The 22,478-nt window shown below is 62.9% G+C and carries 24 protein-coding genes and 1 tRNA gene; 12 read left to right on the forward strand and 13 right to left on the reverse strand.

Annotation, left to right across the window (positions count from 1 at the left end; translation table 11 throughout):
* Nucleotides 1–295: 295 nt before the first annotated feature.
* The 3 genes from AC0L3D_RS04000 to AC0L3D_RS04010 form a co-directional block, all read right to left on the reverse strand.
* A complete protein-coding gene (locus AC0L3D_RS04000) occupies nt 296–781 on the reverse strand; it encodes an SRPBCC family protein (RefSeq protein WP_023796993.1) in 486 nt (161 codons plus the stop codon).
* 4 nt (nt 782–785) lie between these two features.
* Entirely contained in the window at nt 786–1,097 is a 312-nt protein-coding gene (locus AC0L3D_RS04005) for an ArsR/SmtB family transcription factor (RefSeq protein WP_236378022.1), read from the reverse strand.
* A gap of 89 nt (nt 1,098–1,186) precedes the next feature.
* Nucleotides 1,187–1,846, reverse strand: a complete 660-nt coding sequence (locus AC0L3D_RS04010) for an ArsR/SmtB family transcription factor (protein ID WP_473626850.1) — start codon at nt 1,844–1,846, stop codon at nt 1,187–1,189.
* Between the two features lie 203 nt (nt 1,847–2,049).
* On the opposite strand from AC0L3D_RS04010, the gene AC0L3D_RS04015 reads away from it, so the two are divergent.
* Nucleotides 2,050–3,288 (forward strand): MFS transporter, encoded by a 1,239-nt coding sequence (locus AC0L3D_RS04015; protein WP_473626848.1) that lies wholly within the window; start codon nt 2,050–2,052, stop codon nt 3,286–3,288.
* A 152-nt stretch (nt 3,289–3,440) separates the two neighbouring features.
* Here AC0L3D_RS04015 and AC0L3D_RS04020 read toward each other — a convergent pair.
* A tRNA-Arg gene (locus AC0L3D_RS04020) sits at nt 3,441–3,517 on the reverse strand.
* A 150-nt stretch (nt 3,518–3,667) separates the two neighbouring features.
* Nucleotides 3,668–5,155 carry an ATP-binding protein gene (locus tag AC0L3D_RS04025; protein WP_128244644.1) on the reverse strand — a complete coding sequence of 496 codons (1,488 nt, stop codon included), beginning with the start codon at nt 5,153–5,155 and terminating at the stop codon, nt 3,668–3,670.
* A 315-nt stretch (nt 5,156–5,470) separates the two neighbouring features.
* Here AC0L3D_RS04025 and rpmH point away from each other — a divergent pair, with 315 nt between their 5' ends.
* The 5 genes from rpmH to yihA all read left to right on the forward strand — a co-directional run bounded on the left by rpmH (nt 5,471) and on the right by yihA (nt 9,299).
* Nucleotides 5,471–5,605: a 50S ribosomal protein L34 gene (rpmH, locus tag AC0L3D_RS04030; protein WP_008833937.1), complete on the forward strand. Its 135-nt coding sequence runs from the start codon at nt 5,471–5,473 to the stop codon at nt 5,603–5,605.
* A 16-nt stretch (nt 5,606–5,621) separates the two neighbouring features.
* The gene (rnpA, locus tag AC0L3D_RS04035; protein WP_023801590.1) at nt 5,622–5,975 is read left to right on the forward strand and encodes a ribonuclease P protein component; all 354 of its coding nucleotides are present in this window, start codon (nt 5,622–5,624) and stop codon (nt 5,973–5,975) included.
* Nucleotides 5,976–5,988: 13 nt separating this feature from the next.
* The gene (yidC, locus tag AC0L3D_RS04040; protein WP_023801589.1) at nt 5,989–7,812 is read left to right on the forward strand and encodes a membrane protein insertase YidC; all 1,824 of its coding nucleotides are present in this window, start codon (nt 5,989–5,991) and stop codon (nt 7,810–7,812) included.
* Nucleotides 7,813–8,004: 192 nt separating this feature from the next.
* Nucleotides 8,005–8,643, forward strand: a complete 639-nt coding sequence (locus AC0L3D_RS04045; RefSeq protein WP_287319243.1) for a CatB-related O-acetyltransferase — start codon at nt 8,005–8,007, stop codon at nt 8,641–8,643.
* Nucleotides 8,640–9,299: a ribosome biogenesis GTP-binding protein YihA/YsxC gene (gene yihA / locus AC0L3D_RS04050; protein WP_023801587.1), complete on the forward strand. Its 660-nt coding sequence runs from the start codon at nt 8,640–8,642 to the stop codon at nt 9,297–9,299. Before AC0L3D_RS04045 ends, yihA begins: the two co-directional genes overlap by 4 nt.
* A gap of 123 nt (nt 9,300–9,422) precedes the next feature.
* Here yihA and AC0L3D_RS04055 read toward each other — a convergent pair whose 3' ends face one another.
* Complete coding sequence (locus AC0L3D_RS04055; RefSeq protein ID WP_473643194.1) at nt 9,423–10,142, reverse strand: TetR/AcrR family transcriptional regulator; 720 nt, start codon at nt 10,140–10,142, stop codon at nt 9,423–9,425.
* Between the two features lie 139 nt (nt 10,143–10,281).
* On the opposite strand from AC0L3D_RS04055, the gene AC0L3D_RS04060 reads away from it, so the two are divergent.
* Complete coding sequence (locus tag AC0L3D_RS04060) at nt 10,282–11,463, forward strand: HlyD family secretion protein (RefSeq protein WP_473643196.1); 1,182 nt, start codon at nt 10,282–10,284, stop codon at nt 11,461–11,463.
* A 22-nt stretch (nt 11,464–11,485) separates the two neighbouring features.
* The gene (locus tag AC0L3D_RS04065; protein ID WP_473643198.1) at nt 11,486–13,078 is read left to right on the forward strand and encodes a DHA2 family efflux MFS transporter permease subunit; all 1,593 of its coding nucleotides are present in this window, start codon (nt 11,486–11,488) and stop codon (nt 13,076–13,078) included.
* A gap of 142 nt (nt 13,079–13,220) precedes the next feature.
* Here the strand turns inward: AC0L3D_RS04065 and msrB are convergent, their stop codons facing one another.
* The 4 genes from msrB to AC0L3D_RS04085 all read right to left on the reverse strand — a co-directional run bounded on the left by msrB (nt 13,221) and on the right by AC0L3D_RS04085 (nt 15,966).
* Nucleotides 13,221–13,721, reverse strand: coding sequence for a peptide-methionine (R)-S-oxide reductase MsrB (gene msrB, locus AC0L3D_RS04070; RefSeq protein WP_128170234.1), 501 nt, complete (start codon nt 13,719–13,721; stop codon nt 13,221–13,223).
* Nucleotides 13,722–13,938: 217 nt separating this feature from the next.
* Nucleotides 13,939–14,496 carry a fasciclin domain-containing protein gene (locus AC0L3D_RS04075; protein ID WP_473643200.1) on the reverse strand — a complete coding sequence of 186 codons (558 nt, stop codon included), beginning with the start codon at nt 14,494–14,496 and terminating at the stop codon, nt 13,939–13,941.
* 235 nt (nt 14,497–14,731) lie between these two features.
* The gene (locus tag AC0L3D_RS04080; protein ID WP_128170232.1) at nt 14,732–15,430 is read right to left on the reverse strand and encodes an anti-sigma factor; all 699 of its coding nucleotides are present in this window, start codon (nt 15,428–15,430) and stop codon (nt 14,732–14,734) included.
* Entirely contained in the window at nt 15,427–15,966 is a 540-nt protein-coding gene (locus tag AC0L3D_RS04085) for a sigma-70 family RNA polymerase sigma factor (protein ID WP_128170241.1), read from the reverse strand. The genes AC0L3D_RS04080 and AC0L3D_RS04085 overlap by 4 nt, the downstream gene beginning before the upstream one ends.
* Before the next feature lie 216 nt (nt 15,967–16,182).
* Here AC0L3D_RS04085 and AC0L3D_RS04090 point away from each other — a divergent pair, with 216 nt between their 5' ends.
* Both AC0L3D_RS04090 and argB read left to right on the forward strand, forming a co-directional pair.
* Nucleotides 16,183–17,706 carry an amidase gene (locus AC0L3D_RS04090; RefSeq protein WP_473643202.1) on the forward strand — a complete coding sequence of 508 codons (1,524 nt, stop codon included), beginning with the start codon at nt 16,183–16,185 and terminating at the stop codon, nt 17,704–17,706.
* A gap of 75 nt (nt 17,707–17,781) precedes the next feature.
* Nucleotides 17,782–18,675: an acetylglutamate kinase gene (gene argB / locus AC0L3D_RS04095; protein WP_128184988.1), complete on the forward strand. Its 894-nt coding sequence runs from the start codon at nt 17,782–17,784 to the stop codon at nt 18,673–18,675.
* A 57-nt stretch (nt 18,676–18,732) separates the two neighbouring features.
* Here argB and AC0L3D_RS04100 read toward each other — a convergent pair whose 3' ends face one another.
* Nucleotides 18,733–19,209, reverse strand: a complete 477-nt coding sequence (locus AC0L3D_RS04100) for an Lrp/AsnC family transcriptional regulator (RefSeq protein WP_287065917.1) — start codon at nt 19,207–19,209, stop codon at nt 18,733–18,735.
* A 135-nt stretch (nt 19,210–19,344) separates the two neighbouring features.
* On the opposite strand from AC0L3D_RS04100, the gene phhA reads away from it, so the two are divergent.
* Nucleotides 19,345–20,181 carry a phenylalanine 4-monooxygenase gene (gene phhA / locus AC0L3D_RS04105; protein ID WP_473534826.1) on the forward strand — a complete coding sequence of 279 codons (837 nt, stop codon included), beginning with the start codon at nt 19,345–19,347 and terminating at the stop codon, nt 20,179–20,181.
* A 103-nt stretch (nt 20,182–20,284) separates the two neighbouring features.
* Here the strand turns inward: phhA and AC0L3D_RS04110 are convergent, their stop codons facing one another.
* Complete coding sequence (locus AC0L3D_RS04110) at nt 20,285–21,046, reverse strand: GGDEF domain-containing protein (RefSeq protein ID WP_023801575.1); 762 nt, start codon at nt 21,044–21,046, stop codon at nt 20,285–20,287.
* 162 nt (nt 21,047–21,208) lie between these two features.
* Here AC0L3D_RS04110 and AC0L3D_RS04115 point away from each other — a divergent pair, with 162 nt between their 5' ends.
* A complete protein-coding gene (locus AC0L3D_RS04115; RefSeq protein ID WP_023801574.1) occupies nt 21,209–21,916 on the forward strand; it encodes a pyrimidine 5'-nucleotidase in 708 nt (235 codons plus the stop codon).
* 37 nt (nt 21,917–21,953) lie between these two features.
* On the opposite strand, the gene AC0L3D_RS04120 is transcribed toward AC0L3D_RS04115, so the two are convergent.
* On the reverse strand, nt 21,954–22,478 hold a 525-nt coding region (locus AC0L3D_RS04120; RefSeq protein ID WP_473643204.1), incomplete at its 5' end, for an LOG family protein.

Below are 22,478 nucleotides of genomic sequence, written 5' to 3' on the forward strand. Positions count from 1 at the left end.
TTCAAGATTAGACCCATAATCCCGAATAGGCTTATCATACAGCTCACAAATGCGTGACCATTGTGGCCTATACCGTTCTGACCTTCGTCAGCCATCATCCGCTTCGCGCGGAGCCGTCCCCGCATCCGAAGCGGCGTTGGGCATGCTGGTCAGGCAATTATTGCGCCTACGCTTGTGGGCTCCGGGTAGGCAAGGGACGTTATTCGCGACAGTGTCGCCACCGCGAATAACTCCTGAGCTTACGGGATTGCAGGCCGCGAGGCCGGATTCGATCTGATGCTTGCGGATGTGGCCGTCAGGCCCGACGCCCGAACAGGTCGGCGTATCGCTGCAGGTAGAGCGGCCAGCCTTGATCGGCGGCGACACCATCGCGCACGCTTTCCCAGCCGGCGCCGTGGCGCTCCAGTTTGCGATGCTCGAGATCCAGGCGGGTCCGATTAGCCGTCTCGGCAGTGAAGCGGACTTCCCACTCGCTGGCCTTGTTCGGATCGGTCTCCAACCGCCATTGCGGACTGATGTCCCAACTTAGCAGCACACGGTGCGGCGGCTCATAAGCCAGCACGCGCGCCCACCGGCACTCGCTGCCGTCGGCGCCGCGATCATAAATATGGCCGCCGACGCGCGGCTCGAACACGGTCTCGGCGATCGGCACGGCGAGCAGATTGTGCTCCCTGGGTTTGAACTTGCCAAAATCCTCCGTGAAGACCTCGAAGGCGCGCTCGATCGGCGCCTCGACCACGATCGAGTGCCTTACCAAAGTGTCTGCTGCTTGCGTGTTCATTTTTTCACTCCTTTCGCGGTTGTTCGACAGCTTGCTTGAAGGCAGCGAGCGTCTTCATCCAGAACCGGTCGAGCTCTGTGCGAAGCGCCGCCAGCCCGTCGGGTTCGACGCGGTAGATGCGGTGCTTGCCAGCCGGCGTGTCTGCAACGAGCCCTGCCTCTTTCAACACCTTCAGATGCTGCGAGACCGCCGACCGGGTCACCGGCAGGGCACGCGCCAACTCGGTAACCGAACGCGGATGCTCGACCAAGAGTTCGAAGATCGTGCGCCTGGTGGGGTCGCCCAGGGCGGTCCAGCTGTTGTTCACGTTAGTCACCACTAACGCGTTAGCACGAACTAACGTGATGAGTCAACCTTGCTACGGCAAAGAGGGCTGAGTGAGGGGGACTTTGAAGTTGAAGTCGATCAAGCCTCGACAGCTAAGCCCGCGTCACGCCATTCGGGCAGGCCATCTTCCATGCGGCGTGCGCGGAAGCCGTGCTCACGCAGCAATGCGACCGCCTCGAATGACATCACGCACCACGGACCGCGGCAGTAGGCGACGATCTCGGGCTTCGCCTCGAGGTCGGACAACCGCTGCTCCAGTTGGCCGAGGGGGACGTTGATCGCGCCGGGCAGATGTCCGAGCGCAAACTCATCGGGCGGTCGGACGTCGATGACTGTAACGAGCCCGTCTTTCATTCGCGCGGCCAGCTCTTCCCGGGACACGGGCTCGATATCGTCGCGCCGGTCGAAATAGCCCCTCACGATGCGTTCGACCTCGGCCGAATGCCGCTCGGCAACGACTCGAATGGAGGCGAAGGCGGCAAGTACGCTTTGATCTGCGAGCCGGTAGTTGACGAACTTGCCAGCGCGCTCTGACGTCACGAGTCCGGCGCGGCGCATCGCCTGGAGATTCTGCGAGACATTCGCCACCGGACGCGCAAGCTTGGCGGCCAAGGCTTCCACGCTGCGCGGACCCTGCGCGAGTTGCTCGATCAGTTCCAGCCTCTGCGGATTGCCCAGAGCCTTCGCGACAACCGCGAACTGCTCGTAAAGTGCCTGCTTCGGATTGCGGATTGACATCAGGGTAGCAGCCACGCTAGTTCATTCAACATAATTATTGAATGATGCGGTATCACACGGCCCCCGAGGAGACAAGTCCGTGGTCGAGAAGCCCCTTCAATCGCTTAGCAGCCTTGGCTCCGGCTCTGACGGCTCCCGAACGGGATTGATGTAGTGATGGCCGCACGCACCCGAGCCATCAATGCCGGTGCCGCATGACAACGATGGCGGCGCCAGCAGTGAGCCTCGGTCTCAAGGCCAACTGGCGGCAGTTCGCGCTGCTTGTGCTTATCAATGCATTCGTCGGCGGCATGGTCGGCATCGAACGCACCGTCGTGCCGTTGATCGGCTCAGAGGAATTCGGGCTCGCCTCGACCACGCTGGTCGTCTCCTTCATCGTCAGCTTCGGCGTCGTCAAGGCGCTGGCCAACCTTGTCTCCGGACAGCTCGCCGACAAATGGGGGCGCAAGCGCGTGCTGGTTCTCGGCTGGCTGTTCGGCCTGCCGGTTCCCTTCATGATCATTTGGGCGCCAGACTGGAACTGGGTCATCGCCGCCAACGCACTGCTTGGCATCAGCCAGGGCTTCGCCTGGTCGATGACCGTCATCATGAAGGTCGACCTTGTCGGCCCGAAGGGGCGTGGCCTCGCCGTAGGGCTCAACGAGTTTGCCGGTTACCTCGCAGTCGGGATCACCGCCTTTCTCACCGGCTATCTCGCCAGTCGCTACGGTCTGCGACCAATCCCGATCTATCTCGGCGTCGGCTACGCAGTGCTGGGCACGGTGCTCTCGATCCTGCTCGTGCGCGACACGCGCGATCATGTGCGTGCGGAACTGGCGAACCATCCGCGCGGGGCATCACCCCTTTCCTTCCGCGAGGTCTTTGCGTTGACCTCCTTTCGGGATCGCAACCTCTTTGCCGCTTCGCAGGCCGGGTTGGTGAACAACCTCAATGACGGCATGAGCTGGGGCATCTTTCCGCTCTTCTTCGCAGCCGGCGGGCTCGGTGTGGAACGCATCGGCATTCTGAAGGCGGTCTATCCCGTCACCTGGGGCGTGCTGCAGGTCGTGACGGGACCGCTCAGCGACCGTTGGGGCCGCAAGGGCCTGATCGTCGCCGGCATGTGGGTGCAAGCGTCGGCGCTCTTTCTCACGGCGCTGACCTCGAATTTTGGCTGGTGGCTGGTGGCGAGCCTCCTGCTTGGCCTGGGCACGGCGATGGTCTATCCGAGCCTGATCGCCGCAGTGTCAGATGCGTCGCATCCTTCATGGCGCGCCCGCTCGCTCAGCGTCTACCGCTTCTGGCGCGATCTCGGCTACGCGATCGGCGCGCTGTCGGCGGGACTGATCGCCGACTTCTTCGGCCTGGCGTGGGCGGTTGCCTCGATCGCCGCCCTCACTTTCCTGTCCGGTACCGTGGTCGCTTTCATGATGCGCGAAGGTCATGCCGGACGAAGCAGTTGAACGTCGCCTCGGATGCGTCCGCCTCCGCCGCGCCAGCGTCGGGTTCCTGACGCTGCCACTCGCGCGAAATCACACGAAAAAGCATCCGGCCGTTCAAACCGTTTCAAAAACCGATTTGAAACGGTGTCGCGCCGCTAACTGATAGAGATTATTGGCGCGCCCGAAGAGATTCGAACTCCTGACCCCCAGATTCGTAGTCTGGTGCTCTATCCAGCTGAGCTACGGGCGCGCAACAGGCCATGCTTTGAATGGCCCGCGATCCGATCCTTAACGACCGGCCGCGATGTGACGTGTTCCCTAGCGACTGAATTTCCGAAAAGCAAGCCGATCCGGCAAAAGTTTTGCTGTTGTGCCTTGACGGGGACCGGGCGGGCGAGGATCAGGCGGGACGGCGCAGGCCGTTGCGGGCCTGGTCGAGCCGGACCGGCTGGTCGGGAATGGTGACCGCGAATGTGGTGCGGCCGCCTCTGCTTTCGACGAGCTCCACCGTGCCGCCATGGGCGCGGATCAGTTCATGGGCGATGGCCAGGCCAAGGCCGGTGCCACCGCTGCGGGCCGAGCCGCGGAACGCCGCGAACAGGTTCTCGCGCGCCTTCGGCGGCAGGCCGGGGCCGGTGTCGGTGACGGTGATGCGGCTGACGCTGCCGACGCGCTCGGCCGACACCTCCAACCGACGCACCACCGCGCTTTCCGCGTCCGCCGCCATCGCCTGGACGGCGTTGCGGCAAAGATTGGTGAGAACGCGAAAAAGCTGATCGGAATCGGCATCGACCTCGAAAGCCAGTTCGACGGCATTGACGAATTCTATGCCGCCTTCGGTGTCGAGCAGGCCGTGGACGTCATCGACCAGCTGGCGCAGTCTGAGCCTGCGGCGCGAGGGCGGCGGCTCCTGGGTGCGGCCATAGGCAAGCACACCTTCCGAATAGGATACGGCACGATCGAGCGCGCGCAGCAGTTTTGGCGCGAAGGCCTGCACGGTCGGGTCCTTGACCTGGCGCAGACGGTCCGACATCAGCTGCGCCGACGCCAAGATATTGCGCATGTCATGGTTGATCTTCGATACCGCGAGGCCAAGGTCGGCGAGATGCTTCTGCTCGGAGAGCATCTTTTGCAGCCGCTCCTGCATCTGCGAGAGCTCGCGCTCCGCAACGCCGATTTCGTCGGCGCGGGCAGCAGGGCGGATGATCCGCCCGGGGTCGTCGGGAGCCTCGGAGAAGGCCAGCATCGAGCGCGTCATCGTCCGGATCGGGCCGATCATGATCAGGTCTATGGCGGCATAGACCAGCATGGCGGTGAACAGCGAGATCAGCAGCGAGACGAAGGCGACGTTGCGCGAATAGATGAGCATGGCATTGCGCAGGCTGTAGTCGGGCATGATCAGCTCGAATTCCTTGTCGCTGTCGCCGACCGGCCCGAAAACGCGCAGCATCCGCTCGCCGCCGAACAACAGCGTGTCCAAGGCGCCGGTCATGCCCTCGATCAGGCCGACATTGGCAATGTCGATATGCTCGTCGACGTGCGGCGGCATCTCAGCCACCACCAGAAGCCGCGAGACACCGCCGTCGCGCACGGCGATCGCCTTGGCGCCGATCGCCATCAGCACATCGTTCTGGGCAGCGCGCGACAGCGAGGCGGGCTCTCCCTGCACCAGCACGATCGAGACGGCCGCGGCGGTGCTCAGCCTCTCTTTCAGCCAGCTCAGCCGGTAGCTGGCGATCCAGGGCAGAAAGATGAGGACCTCGGCCAGGAGCACGAAGACGATGGTGAGCAGCAGGAGCTTTGTCGACAATCCACGCGACAACGGCACCCTGCGGGCGGCTGCGGTCGCCCGATCGGTGCTTTCGTCCGCGGATGGGATTTCACTCATGCTGCTTTTTCTTCACGATCACTTGATCGGCCAAGATTAGGCTATTGCGGCTTTTTTGCCAATTTCATCCTTCGTCCCAATCAGGGATAAGACCGCCCAGACCTCGGCCACACGCCAGCCGTTGGCCCGAGACGCCGGAATGTCGGGGCCGGTGTCGGCCCCGGATTGACTTCCAAACCCCTTCTTTCTATAAGCCCGCTCACGCTCGGGCCATTCGTCCCGGCGCGGTTTCGATCGCGCCAAAGCCGGCCGGGCAAAGCTCCTGTTACAGAGTGACAGAATCAAGAAGGGCCGCACCCCGCGGTATTAAAACAAATGAAGCGTACCTACCAACCGTCCAAACTCGTCCGCAAACGCCGGCACGGTTTTCGTGCCCGCATGGCCACCAAGGGTGGTCGTGGCGTCGTCGCAGCCCGCCGCAACCGCGGCCGCAAGCGGCTCAGCGCCTGAACGGAAGACGAGATCGTTGCCCGCAACCGGCAAGCCAGTGGGAGCACATCCCAAGCGGCTTCTGAAGCGCGCGGAATTCCTGGCCGTCCGGCGTGGCGAAAAGCGCCGCGGGCGGCTTTTTCTCGTCGAGGTTCTCGACCGCAGCGACGCAGAGGCGCCTCGCGTCGGCTACACGGTCACCAAGAAGGTCGGCAACGCAGTCGTCCGCAACCGCATCCGGCGGCGGCTGAGAGAAGCCGTGCGCACGCATGCCGCGGGTGACATGAAGCCAGGCAATGACTATGTCATCGTGGGGCGCGAAGATGTGCTTGCCATTCCGTTCGGCCAGTTGAAGGCCGAACTCTCACGCCGACTGCGCGGAACACGATAGGCCAAGGCTTTCGATGGAAAACAACCGGAACTTCTTCATCACCATCGCGCTGTCGGTGCTGATCCTGTCACTTTGGCAGTATTTTTACGTGCTGCCGCACAGCGAGGCGCAACGCGAGGCGGCCCGTATCGAAGAGCAGCGGCTAGCGGAGCAGAAGAAGGCGGCCGAAGCCGCCAGTCCGGGCGGCAGCGACACGCCGGTGCCGCAGCAAGGCGCCATTCCCAATGCACCCAATGCACCTGGAACTGACGGCACGACGCTGGCCAGCCGCGAGCAGGCGCTGGCGTCGACGAAGCGCGTCAGGATCGACACGCCGAGCCTGGAGGGCTCGATCAATCTCGCCGGCGCCCGTCTCGACGACCTCAAGCTCAAGCACTACAGGCTGACGGTCGACAAGAACTCGCCCGAGATCGAACTGCTCAACCCGGCAGCGCTGCCTACGGGCTACTATGCCGAGATCGGCTTTATCGGCAGCGACAAGACCGGCACGGTGCCGGGCCCGGAAACCGTGTGGACCGTCGACGGCAATGCGACGCTGACGCCGGCGACCCCGGTCACGCTGAGCTTCACCAACGACAAGGGCCTGACCTTCAAGCGCACCTTCTCCGTCGACGGCGACTACATGTTCACGGTGTCGGACACGGTGCAGAATTCGGGGTCGGCCGCCGTTACCCTGTCGAATTACGGCCGTGTCACCCGCTTCGACAAGCCTGCCGTTGCCAGCATCTATGTGCTGCATGAGGGGCTGATCGGCGTCACCGGCACGGAAGGCCTGCAGGAACACACATATTCGTCGATCGAGGAGGACAAGCAGTTTACGCCGAGCAAGTCGACCGATGGCTGGCTGGGCATCACCGACAAATACTGGGCGGTGACGCTGGTGCCGACCGAGAAGCAGCAGTTCCAGCCGCGTTACGCCTATTTCGAGGACGGCCGCCCGCGCTACCAGGCCGACTTCCTCACCGACCCGATCACCGTCGATGCCGGTCAGTCGGCGACAGTCGAGAGCGAAATCTTCGCCGGCGCCAAGGAAGTGGCCAAGGTCAACGCCTATGCGGAAGACCGCAACATCAGGCTGTTCGACCGTTTGATCGACTGGGGATGGTTCATCTGGATCACCAAGCCGATGTTCTATCTGATCGACACGATGTACAAATTCTTCGGCAATTTCGGCCTGGCCATCCTGGCCACCACCGTCGTCGTCAAGGCCGCCTTCTATCCGCTCGCCAACAAGTCCTACGCGTCGATGGCGAACATGAAGAAGGTGCAGCCCAAGATGCTCGAGATCCGCGAGAAATACGCGGACGACAAGATGAAGCAGCAACAGGCGATGATGGAGCTCTACAAGACCGAGAAGATCAATCCGCTCGCCGGCTGCTGGCCGGTGGCGCTGCAGATCCCGGTCTTCTTTGCGCTCTACAAGGTGCTCTACATCACCATCGAGATGCGGCACGCACCGTTCTTCGGCTGGATCCAGGATCTGGCGGCGCCCGATCCGACCTCGATCTTCAACCTGTTCGGCCTCATTCCGATCGCTCTGCCGGACATGTTGATGATCGGCGTTTGGCCGCTGATCATGGGCCTGACCATGTTCCTGCAGATGCGCATGAACCCGACGCCGCCGGACCCGACGCAGGCCATGATCTTCACCTGGATGCCGGTGGTCTTCACGTTCATGATGGCGGGTTTTCCGGCCGGCCTTGTCATCTACTGGGCCTGGAACAATTTGCTTTCGATCATCCAGCAAGGCGTGATCATGAAGCGGCAGGGCGCCAAGATCGAATTGTGGGACAATCTGGTCGCGCTGTTCCGGAAGAAACCGTCGCCGGCGGAATAGACGGCGCTGCCTTTCTGCCGAATCCAGGAAAGCCCGGCGCGGCGATAGACGCCGCCGCGACCTATAAGCTCCGCTGTCGTTTCAGGGGCGCTGCGTCGATGAACAGGTGAGGATGATCCGCTGCGCACGCGGTTGGTGCTGCCGGGCGGATCGCACTATTTTGACCTGTTGTTTCGTCGATGGAGCCAGACCATGATCGGACCCAACCCCAACATCAAGCACCCGATCCCGATGCATAGCCGCGTCGGCTTCCTGAAGGGGCTGGTCACGGCGCCGAACATCGAGATCGGCGACTTCACTTATTATGACGATCCGGACGGGCCGGACAAATTCGCCGAGCGATGCGTGCTTCATCACTATCCATTCATCGGCGACCGGCTGATCATCGGCAAGTTCTGCGCCATCGCCGAGGGCGCGCGCTTCATCATGAACGGCGCCAATCATGCCATGTCCGGCTTTTCGACCTATCCGTTCAACATCTTCGGTCATGGCTGGGAAGAGGGTTTCGATCCGGCGACCTGGTCGAAGGAATTGCGCGGCGACACGGTGATCGGCAATGATGTATGGATCGGCATGGAAGCGGCGATCCTGCCCGGCGTGGCGATCGGCGATGGCGCCATCGTTGCGGCAAAGTCGGTGGTGACGCATGACGTGGCGCCCTATGCGATCGTCGCCGGCAATGCGGCCAAGGTGGTGAAGATGCGTTTCGACGACAGGACCATCCGGCGGCTTTTGGCGGCGGCGTGGTGGGATTGGCCGGTGGAAAAGATCAGCCGCAACCTCAATGCCATTCGTGGCGCCGATATTTCTGTTCTGGAGGCAGCGGCTTGAACGCGTTGAACAAGTCCGTGATCGGCATCGAGCTGTTCACGCGGCCGTGGATCTTCATCCGCGGCGTGCCGGCGATGAAGTTCCTGCCGCCGGAAGGACCGCCGGAGATCGCCTTTGCCGGCCGCTCGAATGTCGGCAAATCGTCGCTGATCAACGCGCTGGTCAATCAGAAGGGACTGGCGCGCACGTCCAATACGCCGGGGCGAACGCAGGAACTCAACTATTTCGTTCCGGGCGGGTTTTCCGGCGAAGGCGCCGACCTGCCGCCAATGGCGCTGGTCGACATGCCGGGCTACGGCTACGCCACCGCGCCCAAGGAAAAGGTCGACGACTGGACGAAACTCGTCTTCGACTATCTCAAGGGCCGCGTCACGCTGAAGCGCGTCTACGTGCTGATCGACGCCCGTCATGGCATCAAGGCCAAGGATGACGAAGTGCTGTCGCTGCTCGACAAGGCGGCGGTGTCCTATCAGATCGTGCTGACCAAGACCGACAAGATCAAGGCGGCCGGCGTGCCGCGATTGATCGAAGAGACACTGCAGAAGATCAAGAAGCGGCCGGCCGCGTTTCCGTTCGTCCTCGCCACGTCGTCGGAAAAGAACGAGGGACTCGAGGAATTGCGCGCGGCGATCGTGCTGGCGGCCAATGGCGGCTAACGCATGTCGCGCAAAAGCATGCCCTCAGGCTTGACCCGTGGGTGTGCAGCGGTTTTGCGATGACGACATGCAAAAAGAACATCCTAAAGCGCGTCGCGTGAGCCCGGTCAAACGCGACGCGCCCTAGGACTTTACCTCTAGGGCAATCGTTTGGGTGCTTTCTTCCGTGGCAAGCCTTTCGGTGCCGTAAGCCTTCAGGAACATGCCGACGCCCGACCTGACGATGTGGTCGATTTCAGCCTGGCTCGGGGCTTTGGTGCGGTAGGCGAACATGCACTGACGGAAAAGACCCGCCAGGCACAGTTCGGTGAACTGATAGGCGGCAAGATCGACATCGTCGATCTCGAGCAGGCCGCGCTCGATGGCGGCATTGAGAAAAGCAACGACCTTGTCGTGGCCGCGTTTCGGGCCGCGTTCGTAAAAACGCGCACCAAGTTCGGGCATCCTGTCGGACGCGCCGATCACGGTGCGCTGCGCCTGGACGACCTTGGCCGAGGTGATCTTGAGGGACAGCACCTTGCCGAACTTCACCAGCGTCTCGCGAAGGTCGTCGGCGCGGTCGAGCAGATCGTACATATTCTTGAAGATCGTGCCGCGCTCTTCCTCGATCAGCGCCTCGAACAGCTCTTCCTTGTTGGCGAAGTAGACATAGATCGTGCCCTTGGAAACGCCGGCCTCACGGGTGATGTCGTTCATCGACGCCGCTTCGAAGCCCTTGTCGATGAAGACACGACGTGCGCCCTCGATGATCTGGCTGCGCTTGACCGGGTCCTGTCCCGCCGCCGGGCGGCCGCGACGCAGGCCATCCAGCGGATCGCACTGGTCCTTGTCGGGCTCGGTCATAACGTCACACCTCGAAAAATTCGAACCGATCGGTTCGATCATCCTTGATATGGGCCTCTCACCGCGCTAAGTCAACGTCAACATCGAACCGAACGGTTCAGTCTGATGCCCGGTTTCTAGCGATGCCAAGAGAGATGCCATGTCCTCGAACGCGACCCCAACCGCCGAAGTCCGTCCCTTCCCCAACGCCAAGGTTGCGCCGGCAATCGAAGCGCCGAACCCACCGACTGAGCCCGCAACAAGCCCTCCGGCCGAGGCGCCGGCCAAAAAGAAACGCTCGGCACGCTCCTTTCTGTTGCCGATCATTGCGCTTGGCTTGCTGGGCGCAGGCGCCTGGTATGGCTATGATTACTGGACCGACGGGCGTTTCATGATCTCCACCGACGACGCCTATGTCCAGGCCGACATGGCGTTCGTTTCGCCGAAAATTTCCGGCTATGTCGATCAGGTCAAGGTGACCGAGAACCAGCAGGTCAAGGCCGGCGACCCGCTGCTGGTCGTCGACAATGGCGACTACAAAATAGCGGTCGCCCAGGCCGAGGCGCAGATCGCCACCTTGAGCAAGACGCTCGATCGTATCGACGCCCAGACCGAGGCGGCGCGCGCCTCGCTCGAGCAGGCGCAGGCGCAGAAGACCGCCGACCAGGCCGCCGCCGCCAATGCGGCGCGTGTCCAAGCGCGCGCCGCCCAATTGCTCAAGACACATGTCGGCACCCAGGCCCAACTGGACGATGCCCAGACCGCGGTCGAGCAGGCCAATGCCGCCCTTGTCGGTGCCGACGCCCAGATCGCGGCGGCTGAGGCCAATATCGGTGTGCTCCAGGCGCAGCGCGCGGAGACGGCAAGCACGCTGGCGTCGCTGCAGCTTGCCAGCGACAAGGCCGCACGCGACCTGTCCTTCACCGTGCTGCGCGCGCCCTATGACGGTGTCGTCGGCAACCGCTCGGTCGAGCAGGGCGACCTGATCAGCCCCGGACAGAAGCTCGCCGTCATCGTGCCGATGGACAAGCTCTATATCGTCGCCAATTTCAAGGAGACCCAGCTTGCCCGGCTGGTGCCTGGTGAAAAGGTCAGGATTTCGGTCGACGCGATCGACGGCCAGGATTTCGAAGGCACCGTCTCGTCGCTGGCGCCGGCATCCGGCGCGGTGTTCTCGCTGCTGCCGCCGGAAAACGCCACCGGCAACTTCACCAAGGTCGTGCAGCGCGTCCCGGTTCGCATCGACGTGCCAGCGGATGTGCTGAAGACAGGCAAGCTGCGCGCCGGCCTCAGCGTCGTCGTCGCCGTCGACAGCCGTACCGCACCTTCGGCGTCGAACTGAGCGGCCGCTTGGGAGCAATGCCGTGGCAACCGCAACCTCGATAGCAGGATCGCCGCCGGCGAGGCCGGCTACGCCTGATACCATTCCCACACGCCGCATCATCGCCTTCCTGGCGATGGTGTTCGGCATGTTCATGGCGATCCTCGACATCCAGATCGTTTCGGCCTCGCTGGCCGAGATTCAGGCCGGCTTGAGCGCCAGCTCCGACGAAATTCCGTGGGTGCAGACCGCCTATCTCATCGCCGAAGTCATCATGATCCCGCTGTCCGGTTTTCTCAGCCGGATGCTGTCGACGCGTGTGCTGTTCACCGTCTCCGCGGCCGGCTTCACCGCCGCGAGCGCGCTGGCGGCGACCGCCACCAACATCGACCAGATGATCGTCTACCGCGCCGTCCAGGGTTTTATCGGCGGCGGCATGATCCCAAGCGTGTTCGCTGCCGCCTTCACCATCTTCCCGCCGTCGCGCCGTGCCATGGTGTCGCCGATGATCGGCCTGGTGGCGACGCTGGCGCCGACCATCGGCCCGACTGTCGGCGGCTATATCAGCCATGCCATGTCCTGGCACTGGCTGTTCCTGATCAATGTGGTGCCCGGCATTATGGTGACCGCAGCCGCATGGTCGCTGATCGACTTCGACAAGCCCAATCTCAGCCTGTTCCGCAAGTTCGACTGGTGGGGCCTCGCCGGCATGGCGGCTTTCCTCGGCTCGCTGGAATTTGTGCTCGAGGAAGGTCCCAACAACGACTGGCTTCAGGACCGGGCCGTGTTCATCTGCGCCATCCTGATGACGGCCGGCGCGGTGCTGTTCTTCTGGCGCGCCTTCACTGCCGAGGAGCCGATCGTCGACCTGAAGGCCTTCGCCAACATCAACTTCGCTTTCGGCTCGCTGTTCTCCTTCGTCATCGGCATCGGCCTCTACGGCCTGACCTATCTCTATCCGGTGTATCTGGGGCGCATCCGCGGCTACGACTCCCTGATGATCGGCGAGGCGCTGTTCGTCAGCGGCCTGGCGATGTTCGTCACAGCGCCGATTTCCGGCATCCTGTCGCGCAAGATGGATCCGCGGCTGATGATGATGATCGGCTTCTTCGGCTTCGCTGCCGGCACCTGGCGGATGACCTATCTGACCGCAGACTGGGATTTCTGGGAGCTTTTGCTGCCGCAGATCCTGCGCGGCGCCTCGATGATGCTGTGCATGGTGCCCATCAACAACATCGCACTTGGAACGCTGCCGCCTGACCGGCTTAAGAATGCATCCGGTCTGTTCAACCTCACCCGCAATCTCGGTGGCGCCGTCGGCCTTGCCGTCATCAACACCGTGCTGATCGACCGCAGCGCCTTCCACTACGCAAGGCTGGCCGAGCATGTGCAATGGGGCAGCGCCGAGGCGCAGACCAGGCTGCAGAACATGACGCTCGACTTCCAGCAGAATGCCGGCCTCGACGCCTCCAAGGCGGCGATCTCGAAACTGTCCGGCATGGTCCAGCAGCAGGCTTCGCTGCTGTCCTTCATGGACGTGTTCTATCTGTTGACGGCGCTGTTCGCGACGCTGGCGATCTTCACCATGGTCATCCGCAAGCCGGCCGAGCCGGCGGGCGGAGGCCGCGGACACTGACCGCGCAACTTTGCGCCCCCAAAGGACGCGGCGCTCTCATGCATGTCGCGCAAAAGTGCGCAGCGGTTTTGCGATAACGACATGCATAAGACAACAACCTAAAGCGCGTCGCGTGAGGCCGGTCAAACGCGAGCGCTTTAGGTCAGGCCGTGGCCGGCTTGAAGGTCAAGGCGACGCCGTTGATGCAATGACGCAAGCCGGTCGGCGGCGGGCCGTCGTCGAAGACATGGCCGAGATGACCGCCGCAGCGGCGGCAGTGGACTTCGGTTCGGGTCATTCCGAGGGACCTGTCCGCGGTCATGCCGACGGCGTTGGGAATCTCCTGCCAGAAGCTTGGCCAGCCGGTGCCGGAATCGAACTTCGTATCGGAGGAATAGAGCGGCAGGTCGCAGCCGGCGCAGGCGAAGATGCCCTTGCGGTGTTCGTTGAGCAGCGGGCTGGTGCCGGGATATTCGGTGCCTTCCTTGCGCAGCACATTGAAAGCCGCATCGGACAGGATGGCGCGCCACTCGGCCTCGGTCTTGGTGACCTCGAAGGTTTCGGCCGCGTGTGCGTCCTGCGGCCTGCCGATGCGCAGCGCTGCTGCCGTGCCTGCCAACAATGCCACAGCGGCACCGCTCCAAAGAAAGTCGCGCCGGATCATCACCATTCCTCCTCTTTCCGTTTGCCAAATTCGACCGTCACATGGAAATCAAAAGCCGGTGACGGCCAGCTCCCGACACCGGGCACTCCGCACCTGCCCCACGCTTACAGCAGACGGTGCGGAGTGTACGCCTGTCGATTGCGCGGGTCACGCAAGCGGAAACCCGTGCACTCGGTATGGAGCCTCAGCCATATGTTCGCTGGCGACGGGCGCTTCGTTACATCTTCGGCAGGAGAACCTTGTCGATGACGTGGATGACGCCGTTCGACTGCTCGACATCGGCGACGGTCACATTGGCGACATTGCCGTTCTCGTCGGTCGCGGTGACCTTGCCGTTTTCGGCCTTGAGCGTCAGCTCGCAGCCGCCAACCGTCTTGACCTTGTGCGCGCCACCATCGTCCATGGCCATCTTGGCGACGTCGGCTGACATCGCCTTGGCACCGATGACGTGGCAGGTCAGGATCTTGACCAGCTTGTCCTTGTTTTCGGGCTTGAGCAATGTATCGACGGTGCCGGCCGGAAGGGCGGCAAAGGCCTCGTTGGTCGGCGCGAACACGGTGAAGGGACCGGCACTCTGCAGCGTGTCGACGAGACCGCCGGTCTTGACGGCCGCGACCAGCGTCGTGTGATCCTTCGAATTGACGGCGTTCTCGACGATGTTCCTGGTGGCATACATGGCGGCGCCGCCGACCATCGGATTTTCGGCATAGGCGGCGGTGGCAAGCGCGGAGACGGCGACCGTTCCGGCAAGCAAAATGGTGGCGAACTTACGCATTATTTCTATCTCCTCAGTTTATTTCTTACCCTCTTTGGGGCGCAAGGAGATACGGGGGATAAATTCCCCGAGTTTCGCCCGTTCAGGAGAAAATTTTATTTTTTATAACGGCGAGCATGATTTTCATGGCAGGACTCGTACAGCATGCATGCTTCCACGATGAAGTCACCACAGGCGATAGACTTAAAATCTTCTCGAAAACCGGCAGACAGGGCTGATTTGCAGACAGGGGCGATCAGATGCTCTTCAGATCGCCCGCAGCGACCACAGGGCCGGTCGGCTGGCCGGTCGGCGAACCGCCGGTCGGTTCAAGGCTGACCGCAAGCACGGCGCCTTGCGCAAGTTTTTCCTGCACGGCCGGGGAGATGGTCATACGCGCGGTCTGGCCGGCCGGGATGACGCCCATAGAGACCGGCGCATTCTTGCCCTCGATCATCCAAAGCTCGAAATCCTTGCCGGCGGCGCGCTCGCCGGAGACATGCGACAGGCCGACCTCGCGACGGGCGGCATCATAGACGGCGAGGTATCTGACGTCGCTGCCATCGGCAGCCAGCGAGGCGATGAGCCGCGGCGGCTCGGCCGGCGGGTTGAGGTAAGGCTCGGCGATATAGATCGCCAACGCCGCGACGGAAGCGGCTGCAAGACCGCGCCAGAAGGCAAGGCTTGACCGGAGGCCGGCGCGAGGCTCTGCGACGAACAGCCGGCGATCCAATGCCTCCTTGACCCTGATCGGCGGCTCTGTCTCCGGATAGGCGTCGGCCATCGGCGAAAGACGCGCCTCCCAGGCATCGACAAGGTGCGCGAAAGCGGCGTCCGCGTCGATGCGGCGTGACGCAATCTCGCGTTCGTCCGCGGCCAGGACGCCAAGAACGTATTCTGAGGCGAACAGGTCGTCGCCCCCAGATTCCGGTCCGTCATCCTCTGCCAGCGTCATCTTTCAAGACACTCTCTGAGCTTCAACAGGCTGCGCCGCAGCCAGGTCCGCATCGTGTTCAGCGGCACGTCATGGCGCGCCGCCAGTTCGGCATAGCTTTCGCCGTCCAGATAAGCGCCCCGGACGGCCGCCGCCCGGTCCTTTTCCAATTCATCGAGACAACGATAGATGCGCCCGGATTCACCGCCCGCAACAGCCGCAGCCTCGGGTCCCGGCGCCGGATCGGCAACGTCGAGCGCAGCGTCGATATAGGCAGCAGGCTCTCGCCGCGCCCTTATCCGATCGATCGCGTGATTGCGCGCAATGGCCACCAGCCAGGAAATCGGGCTTAGCTCCGACACGGCGAAACGGTCGGCCTTCGTCCATATCTTGACGAAGACCTCCTGCAGCGCCTCTTCTGCCTCTCCCCGGTCCTTCAATACACGAAGGCAGACGCCGAAAAGTTTCGCGCTGGTCTGCCGGTAGAGCAGATCGAACGCAGCCCGGTCCTTCATCGAAGTCCGGACGATCAGGTTGCTGATGTCCTGCGGCGTCATCGGCTGCCAAATTAAGCAATTGCCCAAATTAGGCAATTGCCCCAGATCATTCCACTGCAATGTATTGCAACGGCGGAAGCGTTCCTGTGCACCGGGAGCGCCGTCGGCTTCCATTGACGAGAAAGAGCCGACCTCTTTGAGCATCGGATTTTCCCAAAACCGGGTTTCCACTTTTGCATCCGATGCTCTAGCTTGCCGATAGTTGGGGGAGCAAGAATGTCGGTCGAACGGGCCCTGTGGGAACATGACGCTACCGGCCTGGCCGGCTTGGTGCGCAAAGGAGAAATCTCGCCGCAGGAGCTCGTCGACGCGGCGATTGCGCGGGCCGAGGCCACTCGCCCGGACATCAACGCCATCGCCGAGCCGCTCTACGAGGCGGCGCGGACGCGGGCGAAAACCATCGACCGCAAGCTGCCGCTGGCCGGTGTGCCCTTCGCGCTGAAGGATCTCGGCATCGCCCTGAAAGGCGTGCCGACGCACGGCGGCAGCCGCATTCCGGCTTTCGTTGCCGATTTCGACTCGCTGATGACCGAACGCCATCTGGCCGCCGGCCTCGTCCCGATCGCCACCAGCACCTCGCCCGAACATGGGCTGAGGCTGATGACCGAATCCGCCGCTTTCGGCATCACCCGCAATCCGTGGAATACAGCCCATACCAGCGGCGGCTCGTCTGGAGGTGCGGCGGCGCTGGTCGCGGCCGGCGTCGTACCGGTGGCACATGCTTCGGACGGCGGCGGCTCGATCCGCGTTCCCGCCGCCTGCACCGGGCTGGTCGGGCTGAAAACCTCGCGCGGCCGCGTGCCGCTGACGCCGCTGGTCAGCGAAAGCTGGTACGGCCTGGTCATCGACCACGCCGTTTCCCGCTCGGTCCGTGATTCGGCCCTGCTGCTCGACCTGACGCATGGGCCCGATCCGCTGTCGCCGTATGCGGCGCCGACGCCGAAAGGAACTTTCGCCGCCGCAGCAGTGCGTGACCCCGGCAAGCTGAAACTGGCGGTCTACCGAAAATCGCCGCTCGGCCTGCCGATATCGACCGAGACGCTGGCGGCGCTGGACACTGCGATAGCTTTGGCGCGCGAAGGCGGCCATACGATAGAGGAGATCGACCTGCCCTATATCGATCGCGATTTCATCGCTGATTTCGCCAGAACCGTCGCCGCGGCGGTGGCCGGCACGATGCGCGGCGAGGTCTTGCGCGTCGGCCGCTCCATTTCGGGTGATATCGAACGCACCACGCGGGTGATGAGCGCCTTCGGCGAAGTTCTTTCGGCCGGCGAGATCTATGCCAGCCTGCAGCGGCTGCATGCCACGTCGCGCCGGCTGATCATCGAGACCGCGCGGTACGATGCCGTGCTGATGCCTGTCATCGCGCATCCGCCGCTCGCCTGCGGCGCGATGGATCCAAAAGGCGCAGATGCGTTCCTGGAAGAAATGCTCGACAGGCTGCGGCTTGCCCGCCTGCTGAAATTCAAGCCGCTGTTCGGCCAGTTGATGGACAAGAGCCTGTGGTTCACCCACTGGCCGGCAATCCAGAACGTCAGCGGCCAGCCGTCGATCGCGCTGCCTGTTCATGTCACCGATGCCGGCCTGCCGCTCGGCATCCAGGCCGCCGGCCGCCCCGGCGACGAGGAGACCTTGTTGTCCCTCGCCGCGCAAATGGAAAAGATTTCGGGATGGCTGACGCGGCGGGCGCCACTGCAGGTGCCCGGGATGAAAGCAGGCCGATTTCACCTGACGTGACAGCAAAGCCGTTTGCCCCCTGCTCCAATTCCCGCTAAGACGCCGCCGTTCATGCCAAGCTGGGAACCAAGCCGAATGACGGACCTCGCCGCCACCGCCGAAATGCAGGCCGCGCTGCTTTCGAGGGCGCTGCCCTATATGCAGCGCTACGAGAACAAGACGGTCGTGGTGAAGTATGGCGGCCACGCCATGGGCGACATCGCGCTCGGCAAGGCCTTTGCCCGCGACATCGCGCTGCTCAAACAATCCGGCGTCAACCCGATCGTCGTGCATGGCGGCGGGCCGCAGATCGGCGCCATGCTGAGCAAGATGGGCATCGAATCGAAGTTCGAGGGCGGATTGCGCGTCACCGACCAGAAGACGGTCGAGATCGTCGAGATGGTGCTGGCCGGCTCGATCAACAAGGAGATCGTCGCGCTGATCAATGCCGAGGGCGAATGGGCCATCGGCCTGTGCGGCAAGGACGGCAACATGGTTTTCGCCGAAAAGGCGCGCAAGACCATGATCGACCCGGACTCCAACATCGAGCGTGTGCTCGATCTCGGCTTCGTCGGTGAGCCGGTCGAGGTCGACCGCACCCTGCTCGACCTTCTGGCGCGGTCCGAAATGATCCCGGTGCTGGCGCCGGTGGCGCCGGGCCGTGACGGCCACACCTACAACATCAATGCCGACACCTTCGCCGGCGCTATCGCCGGCGCCTGCCAGGCGACACGCCTTCTGTTCCTCACCGACGTGCCCGGCGTGCTCGACAGGAACAAGAAGCTCATCGACGAACTGACCGTCGCCGAGGCAAAGGCCTTGATCAAGGACGGCACGGTGTCGGGCGGCATGATCCCCAAGGTCGAGACCTGCATCGATGCGATCGAGCGCGGCGTCGAAGGCGTCGTCATCCTCAATGGCAAGACGCCGCATTCGGTGCTGCTCGAACTGTTTACCGAACACGGCGCCGGCACACTGATCGTGCGGTAAGCCCAGGCTGCAACTTGTCGGTGAGAAACCCAGGGTTGAACAGGCGTCAGGGCGAACTTATCGCCTGAGGTGTCCAAGCGGCACGTGGCCCGGCCCCTTGATGTTCTGCAGCACAAGCTGCGTGTGGACGTCGCGCACGCCGTCGAGCCGCATCAGCCGGTGCATGACAAAGGCGTTGAGCTCGTCGACCGACGGCACCATCACATGCAGCAGGAAATCGTAGTCGCCAGTCATCGTCCAGCACGACGACACCTCGTCCATACGCTGCACGGCGGCGATAAAGGTTTCAGGCGACCCGTCGCTGTGGGTCACCAGGCGCACCTGAATGAACACTTCGACCATCAGGCCGATGGCGCGGCGGCTGAGCACAGCGGCAAAGCGCTTGATGATGCCGGCGCTCTGAAGAGCCTCGAAGCGGCGCGCGCATGGCGTCGTCGAAAGGCCGATCACCTGGGCCAGTTCGGACACAGGCTTGCGCCCATCGCGCTGCAAGACATCGAGCATCTTGATCTCAAAATCGTCAAACTGAGGCACTTTCACTCTCCTGCAGCTTTGCTGTGGTGGCTTTTACCTCAAATCGCTCGTTCGAGCCATCATCAAAGCGGATTTGCCTCACCGGATCCGGCTAAACTTTCAAGATGTTAGTCGTGATTTCCAGGGAGAACAGCCATGACGATGAACGTTGCCGATTACGCCCGCGAATGCGCGGCGCAAGGCCTTCGCGGCGACTATTCGGTCTGCCGTGCCGATTTCACCGTTGAGCAGAGCTACAACTACACTGCTGATGAGCAGGCGGTGTGGCGTACACTGTGCGACCGCCAGACGAAGCTGACCAAAAAGCTGGCACACCAGTCCTATCTCGACGGCGTCGCCACGCTGGGCCTGCTCGACAGGATTCCGGATTTCGGTGTGGTCAGCGAGAAGCTGCGCAAGCTTACCGGTTGGGAAATCGTCGCCGTGCCGGGCCTCATTCCGGCACCGGCCTTCTTCGTCCACCTGGCAGCCCGGCGCTTCCCGGTGACCAACTGGCTGCGGACGAAACAAGAGCTCGACTACATCGTCGAGCCGGATATGTTCCACGACTTCTTCGGCCATGTGCCGGTGCTGACCCAGCCGGTCTTTGCCGATTTCATGCAGATGTATGGCGAGAAGGCCGAGCATCTGATCGCGCTCGGCGGCGACGAGATGATCAGCCGCCTCTACTGGTACACCGTCGAGTACGGGCTGATCCAGGAGGCCGGCCAACCGTTGAAGGCTTTCGGCGCCGGGCTGATGTCGTCCTTTGCCGAACTTCAATTCGCGGTTGAAAGCAAGGACGCGCATCATGTTCCCTTCGATCTGAAAACGGTAATGCGCACCAGCTATGAGATCGACAAGTTCCAGCGCGCCTATTTCGTGCTGCCGTCCTTCGACGTTTTGCGCGATGCCTTCCACAACGTCGCCGACATGGCAGCGATCATCGGACGCCACAAGGGCAAGCCGGTGCTCGACCCGGCGAAACTTTAGACGCTGGCCCGGCTCGGACGCTCGCAGCCGATCGGCGCGGGCGTTGTTGGTGGCGCGCTGGGATTAGGAACCATCGGCAGGCCGGAAGCCGAGGCAAGGGCGTTCAGGCCGCTTCGGAAACGTCCCTGTCCAGGATGGTCAGATTGCGGCCGCGATCCTTGGCCTGGTAAAGGCGGCGGTCGGCGACACGCATCAGATCCGATACGCCGGCATCCTCGCCGCAGGTGACACCGCCGATGCTGACGGTGAGGGGTATGACCCGCTCATCGACGGGACGGAAGCGGATCAGCTCGACTTCACGGCGAATGCGTTCAGCGACGCGTTTGGCTTCCTGTTCGGTGGCGCCGACCAGAAACGCACCGAATTCCTCGCCGCCGATGCGGCCGATCACGTCGCCGCTGCGCACGCCGCGCTCGATCGCGCTTGCAATCAGGAGCAGTGCATCGTCGCCGGTCAGATGGCCGTAGCTGTCGTTGATGAGCTTGAAGTGATCGGCGTCGATGATCAGCAACGCACCGCGATCGGATTTACGCCGGGTGGCCTCGAGGGCGGCGAAGAAGCTCTCGCGGTTGAGCATGCCGGTCATGTCGTCGCGGCTTGCCTTCTCCGACAGGCGCCGATGCGCAGCGGCGAGCTGGGCATGAGCGCGGGCGAGGTCGCGATGAGCGCCTTTCAACCTCTCGCCCTGCCAGAACGTGTAGGCGCTGGCGATCCAGGCGAGCACCAGCGGGCAGACCGTGGACGTCAGCCAGATCGTGCGGTTGATCGGAAAGCCCATTGCCGGAACGACGATCAGCGTCAACAACAGCGAGACTGCGAGGGAGGCGAAAGCGACGGCGGCAGACTTCAGAAATATGCGGCTCATCGCTGGTTCCCCCTGGACCGTCTGTGTGCCAGCAAGCCCTGAATGGCCCCTTTCGGCGATGCCTAAAATTTGAATCATCGGGCCATTTTCGCCACCCATGACGCGCATAAGTTGTGGATAAAGCCTCTGCCAAAAGCATTGTTTCGTGCCATAAGGGGTTGCATGACCACGCTCCCGGACCCCGCCCGCTTTGCCCATGTCACCGACTGGGTGTTCGACCTCGACAACACCCTCTATCCGCACCATTCGAACCTGTTCTCGCAGATCGACGTAAAGATGACCGCCTATGTCGGAGAACTGCTGACGCTGCCACGCGACGATGCCCGCAAGCTGCAGAAGGAACTCTACCGGGAATATGGCACGACGCTGAACGGTCTGATGGCTCGCCACGGCATCGATCCCGACGACTTTCTCGAGAAGGTCCATGACATCGACTATTCCTGGCTGGTTCCCGATCCCGTTCTCGGCACCGCCATCCGCCAGCTTCCCGGCCGCAAGTTCATCTTCACCAATGGCGACCGCAGGCATGCCGAACGCACCGCGCGCCAACTCGGCATCCTCGATCATTTCGACGACATCTTCGATATCGTCGCTGCCGGGCTGAACCCTAAGCCGGCCCGCCAGACCTACGAGAAGTTCGCGGAACTCCACGCGGTCACCGGCCACAATGCGGTGATGTTCGAGGATCTGGCCCGCAACCTGTCCGTGCCGAAATCGCTGGGCATGACCACGGTGCTGGTTGTGCCGCGCAACTTCGAGCCGACCTTCTCCGAAATCTGGGAACGTGACCCGGGCCACGAGGACGATGTGGATTTCGTCACCGACGATCTTGCCGAATTCCTCACCGCGATCGTCGACATCACCGCTTGAGCCGTAAGCTTCGTAAAGCCGGATCGAAGCCCGCGGCCTAGAGCTGATAGAAGCGGCTGATGATCCCCCAGGCTTCGTCGGCGGTGTCGACGAAATCGATGATGTCCTGGTCGCCAGGGGTGATCGTGCCTTGCTCGGCGAGGAAATCGAGATCGATCGCCCGTTTCCAGAAAGCCTTGCCGAACAGGATCACCGGCACGCGCTCCATGCGGCCGGTCTGGATCAGGGTCAGCGTCTCGAAGAATTCGTCCATCGTGCCGAAGCCGCCGGGAAACACCGCGACAGCCTTGGCGCGCATGACGAAATGCATCTTGCGGATCGCGAAATAGTGGAAGTTGAAACAGAGCTCCGGCGTCACATAGGCATTCGGCGCCTGCTCGTGCGGCAACACGATGTTGAGGCCGATCGACGGGGCGCCGCCCTCGTGGGCGCCGCGGGTGGCGGGGTGCCAGACGCCGGGGGCGCCGCCGGGGCCCGGCGCGCCACCCCTCTGGCCGGGGGTACCGCGGCCCCCCCCCGGGGCCCGGCCCGCACGCTGCTGCTGGCCGCCTGACAGATAGGC

Source organism: Mesorhizobium sp. WSM4837 (assembly GCF_055811435.1).

What these genes read in the sequence shown, in the direction of transcription:
- AC0L3D_RS04000 (WP_023796993.1), bottom strand. Translation starts at nt 781, where the DNA reads ATGAACACGCAAGCAGCAGACACTTTGGTAAGGCACTCGATCGTGGTC.
- AC0L3D_RS04010 (WP_473626850.1), bottom strand. Translation starts at nt 1,846, where the DNA reads ATGTCAATCCGCAATCCGAAGCAGGCACTTTACGAGCAGTTCGCGGTT.
- AC0L3D_RS04015 (WP_473626848.1), top strand. Translation starts at nt 2,050, where the DNA reads ATGGCGGCGCCAGCAGTGAGCCTCGGTCTCAAGGCCAACTGGCGGCAG.
- AC0L3D_RS04025 (WP_128244644.1), bottom strand. Translation starts at nt 5,155, where the DNA reads ATGAGTGAAATCCCATCCGCGGACGAAAGCACCGATCGGGCGACCGCA.
- rpmH (WP_008833937.1), top strand. Translation starts at nt 5,471, where the DNA reads ATGAAGCGTACCTACCAACCGTCCAAACTCGTCCGCAAACGCCGGCAC.
- yidC (WP_023801589.1), top strand. Translation starts at nt 5,989, where the DNA reads ATGGAAAACAACCGGAACTTCTTCATCACCATCGCGCTGTCGGTGCTG.
- AC0L3D_RS04045 (WP_287319243.1), top strand. Translation starts at nt 8,005, where the DNA reads ATGATCGGACCCAACCCCAACATCAAGCACCCGATCCCGATGCATAGC.
- AC0L3D_RS04055 (WP_473643194.1), bottom strand. Translation starts at nt 10,142, where the DNA reads ATGACCGAGCCCGACAAGGACCAGTGCGATCCGCTGGATGGCCTGCGT.
- AC0L3D_RS04060 (WP_473643196.1), top strand. Translation starts at nt 10,282, where the DNA reads ATGTCCTCGAACGCGACCCCAACCGCCGAAGTCCGTCCCTTCCCCAAC.
- msrB (WP_128170234.1), bottom strand. Translation starts at nt 13,721, where the DNA reads ATGATCCGGCGCGACTTTCTTTGGAGCGGTGCCGCTGTGGCATTGTTG.
- AC0L3D_RS04075 (WP_473643200.1), bottom strand. Translation starts at nt 14,496, where the DNA reads ATGCGTAAGTTCGCCACCATTTTGCTTGCCGGAACGGTCGCCGTCTCC.
- AC0L3D_RS04080 (WP_128170232.1), bottom strand. Translation starts at nt 15,430, where the DNA reads ATGACGCTGGCAGAGGATGACGGACCGGAATCTGGGGGCGACGACCTG.
- AC0L3D_RS04085 (WP_128170241.1), bottom strand. Translation starts at nt 15,966, where the DNA reads ATGACGCCGCAGGACATCAGCAACCTGATCGTCCGGACTTCGATGAAG.
- AC0L3D_RS04090 (WP_473643202.1), top strand. Translation starts at nt 16,183, where the DNA reads ATGTCGGTCGAACGGGCCCTGTGGGAACATGACGCTACCGGCCTGGCC.
- argB (WP_128184988.1), top strand. Translation starts at nt 17,782, where the DNA reads ATGACGGACCTCGCCGCCACCGCCGAAATGCAGGCCGCGCTGCTTTCG.
- phhA (WP_473534826.1), top strand. Translation starts at nt 19,345, where the DNA reads ATGACGATGAACGTTGCCGATTACGCCCGCGAATGCGCGGCGCAAGGC.
- AC0L3D_RS04110 (WP_023801575.1), bottom strand. Translation starts at nt 21,046, where the DNA reads ATGAGCCGCATATTTCTGAAGTCTGCCGCCGTCGCTTTCGCCTCCCTC.
- AC0L3D_RS04115 (WP_023801574.1), top strand. Translation starts at nt 21,209, where the DNA reads ATGACCACGCTCCCGGACCCCGCCCGCTTTGCCCATGTCACCGACTGG.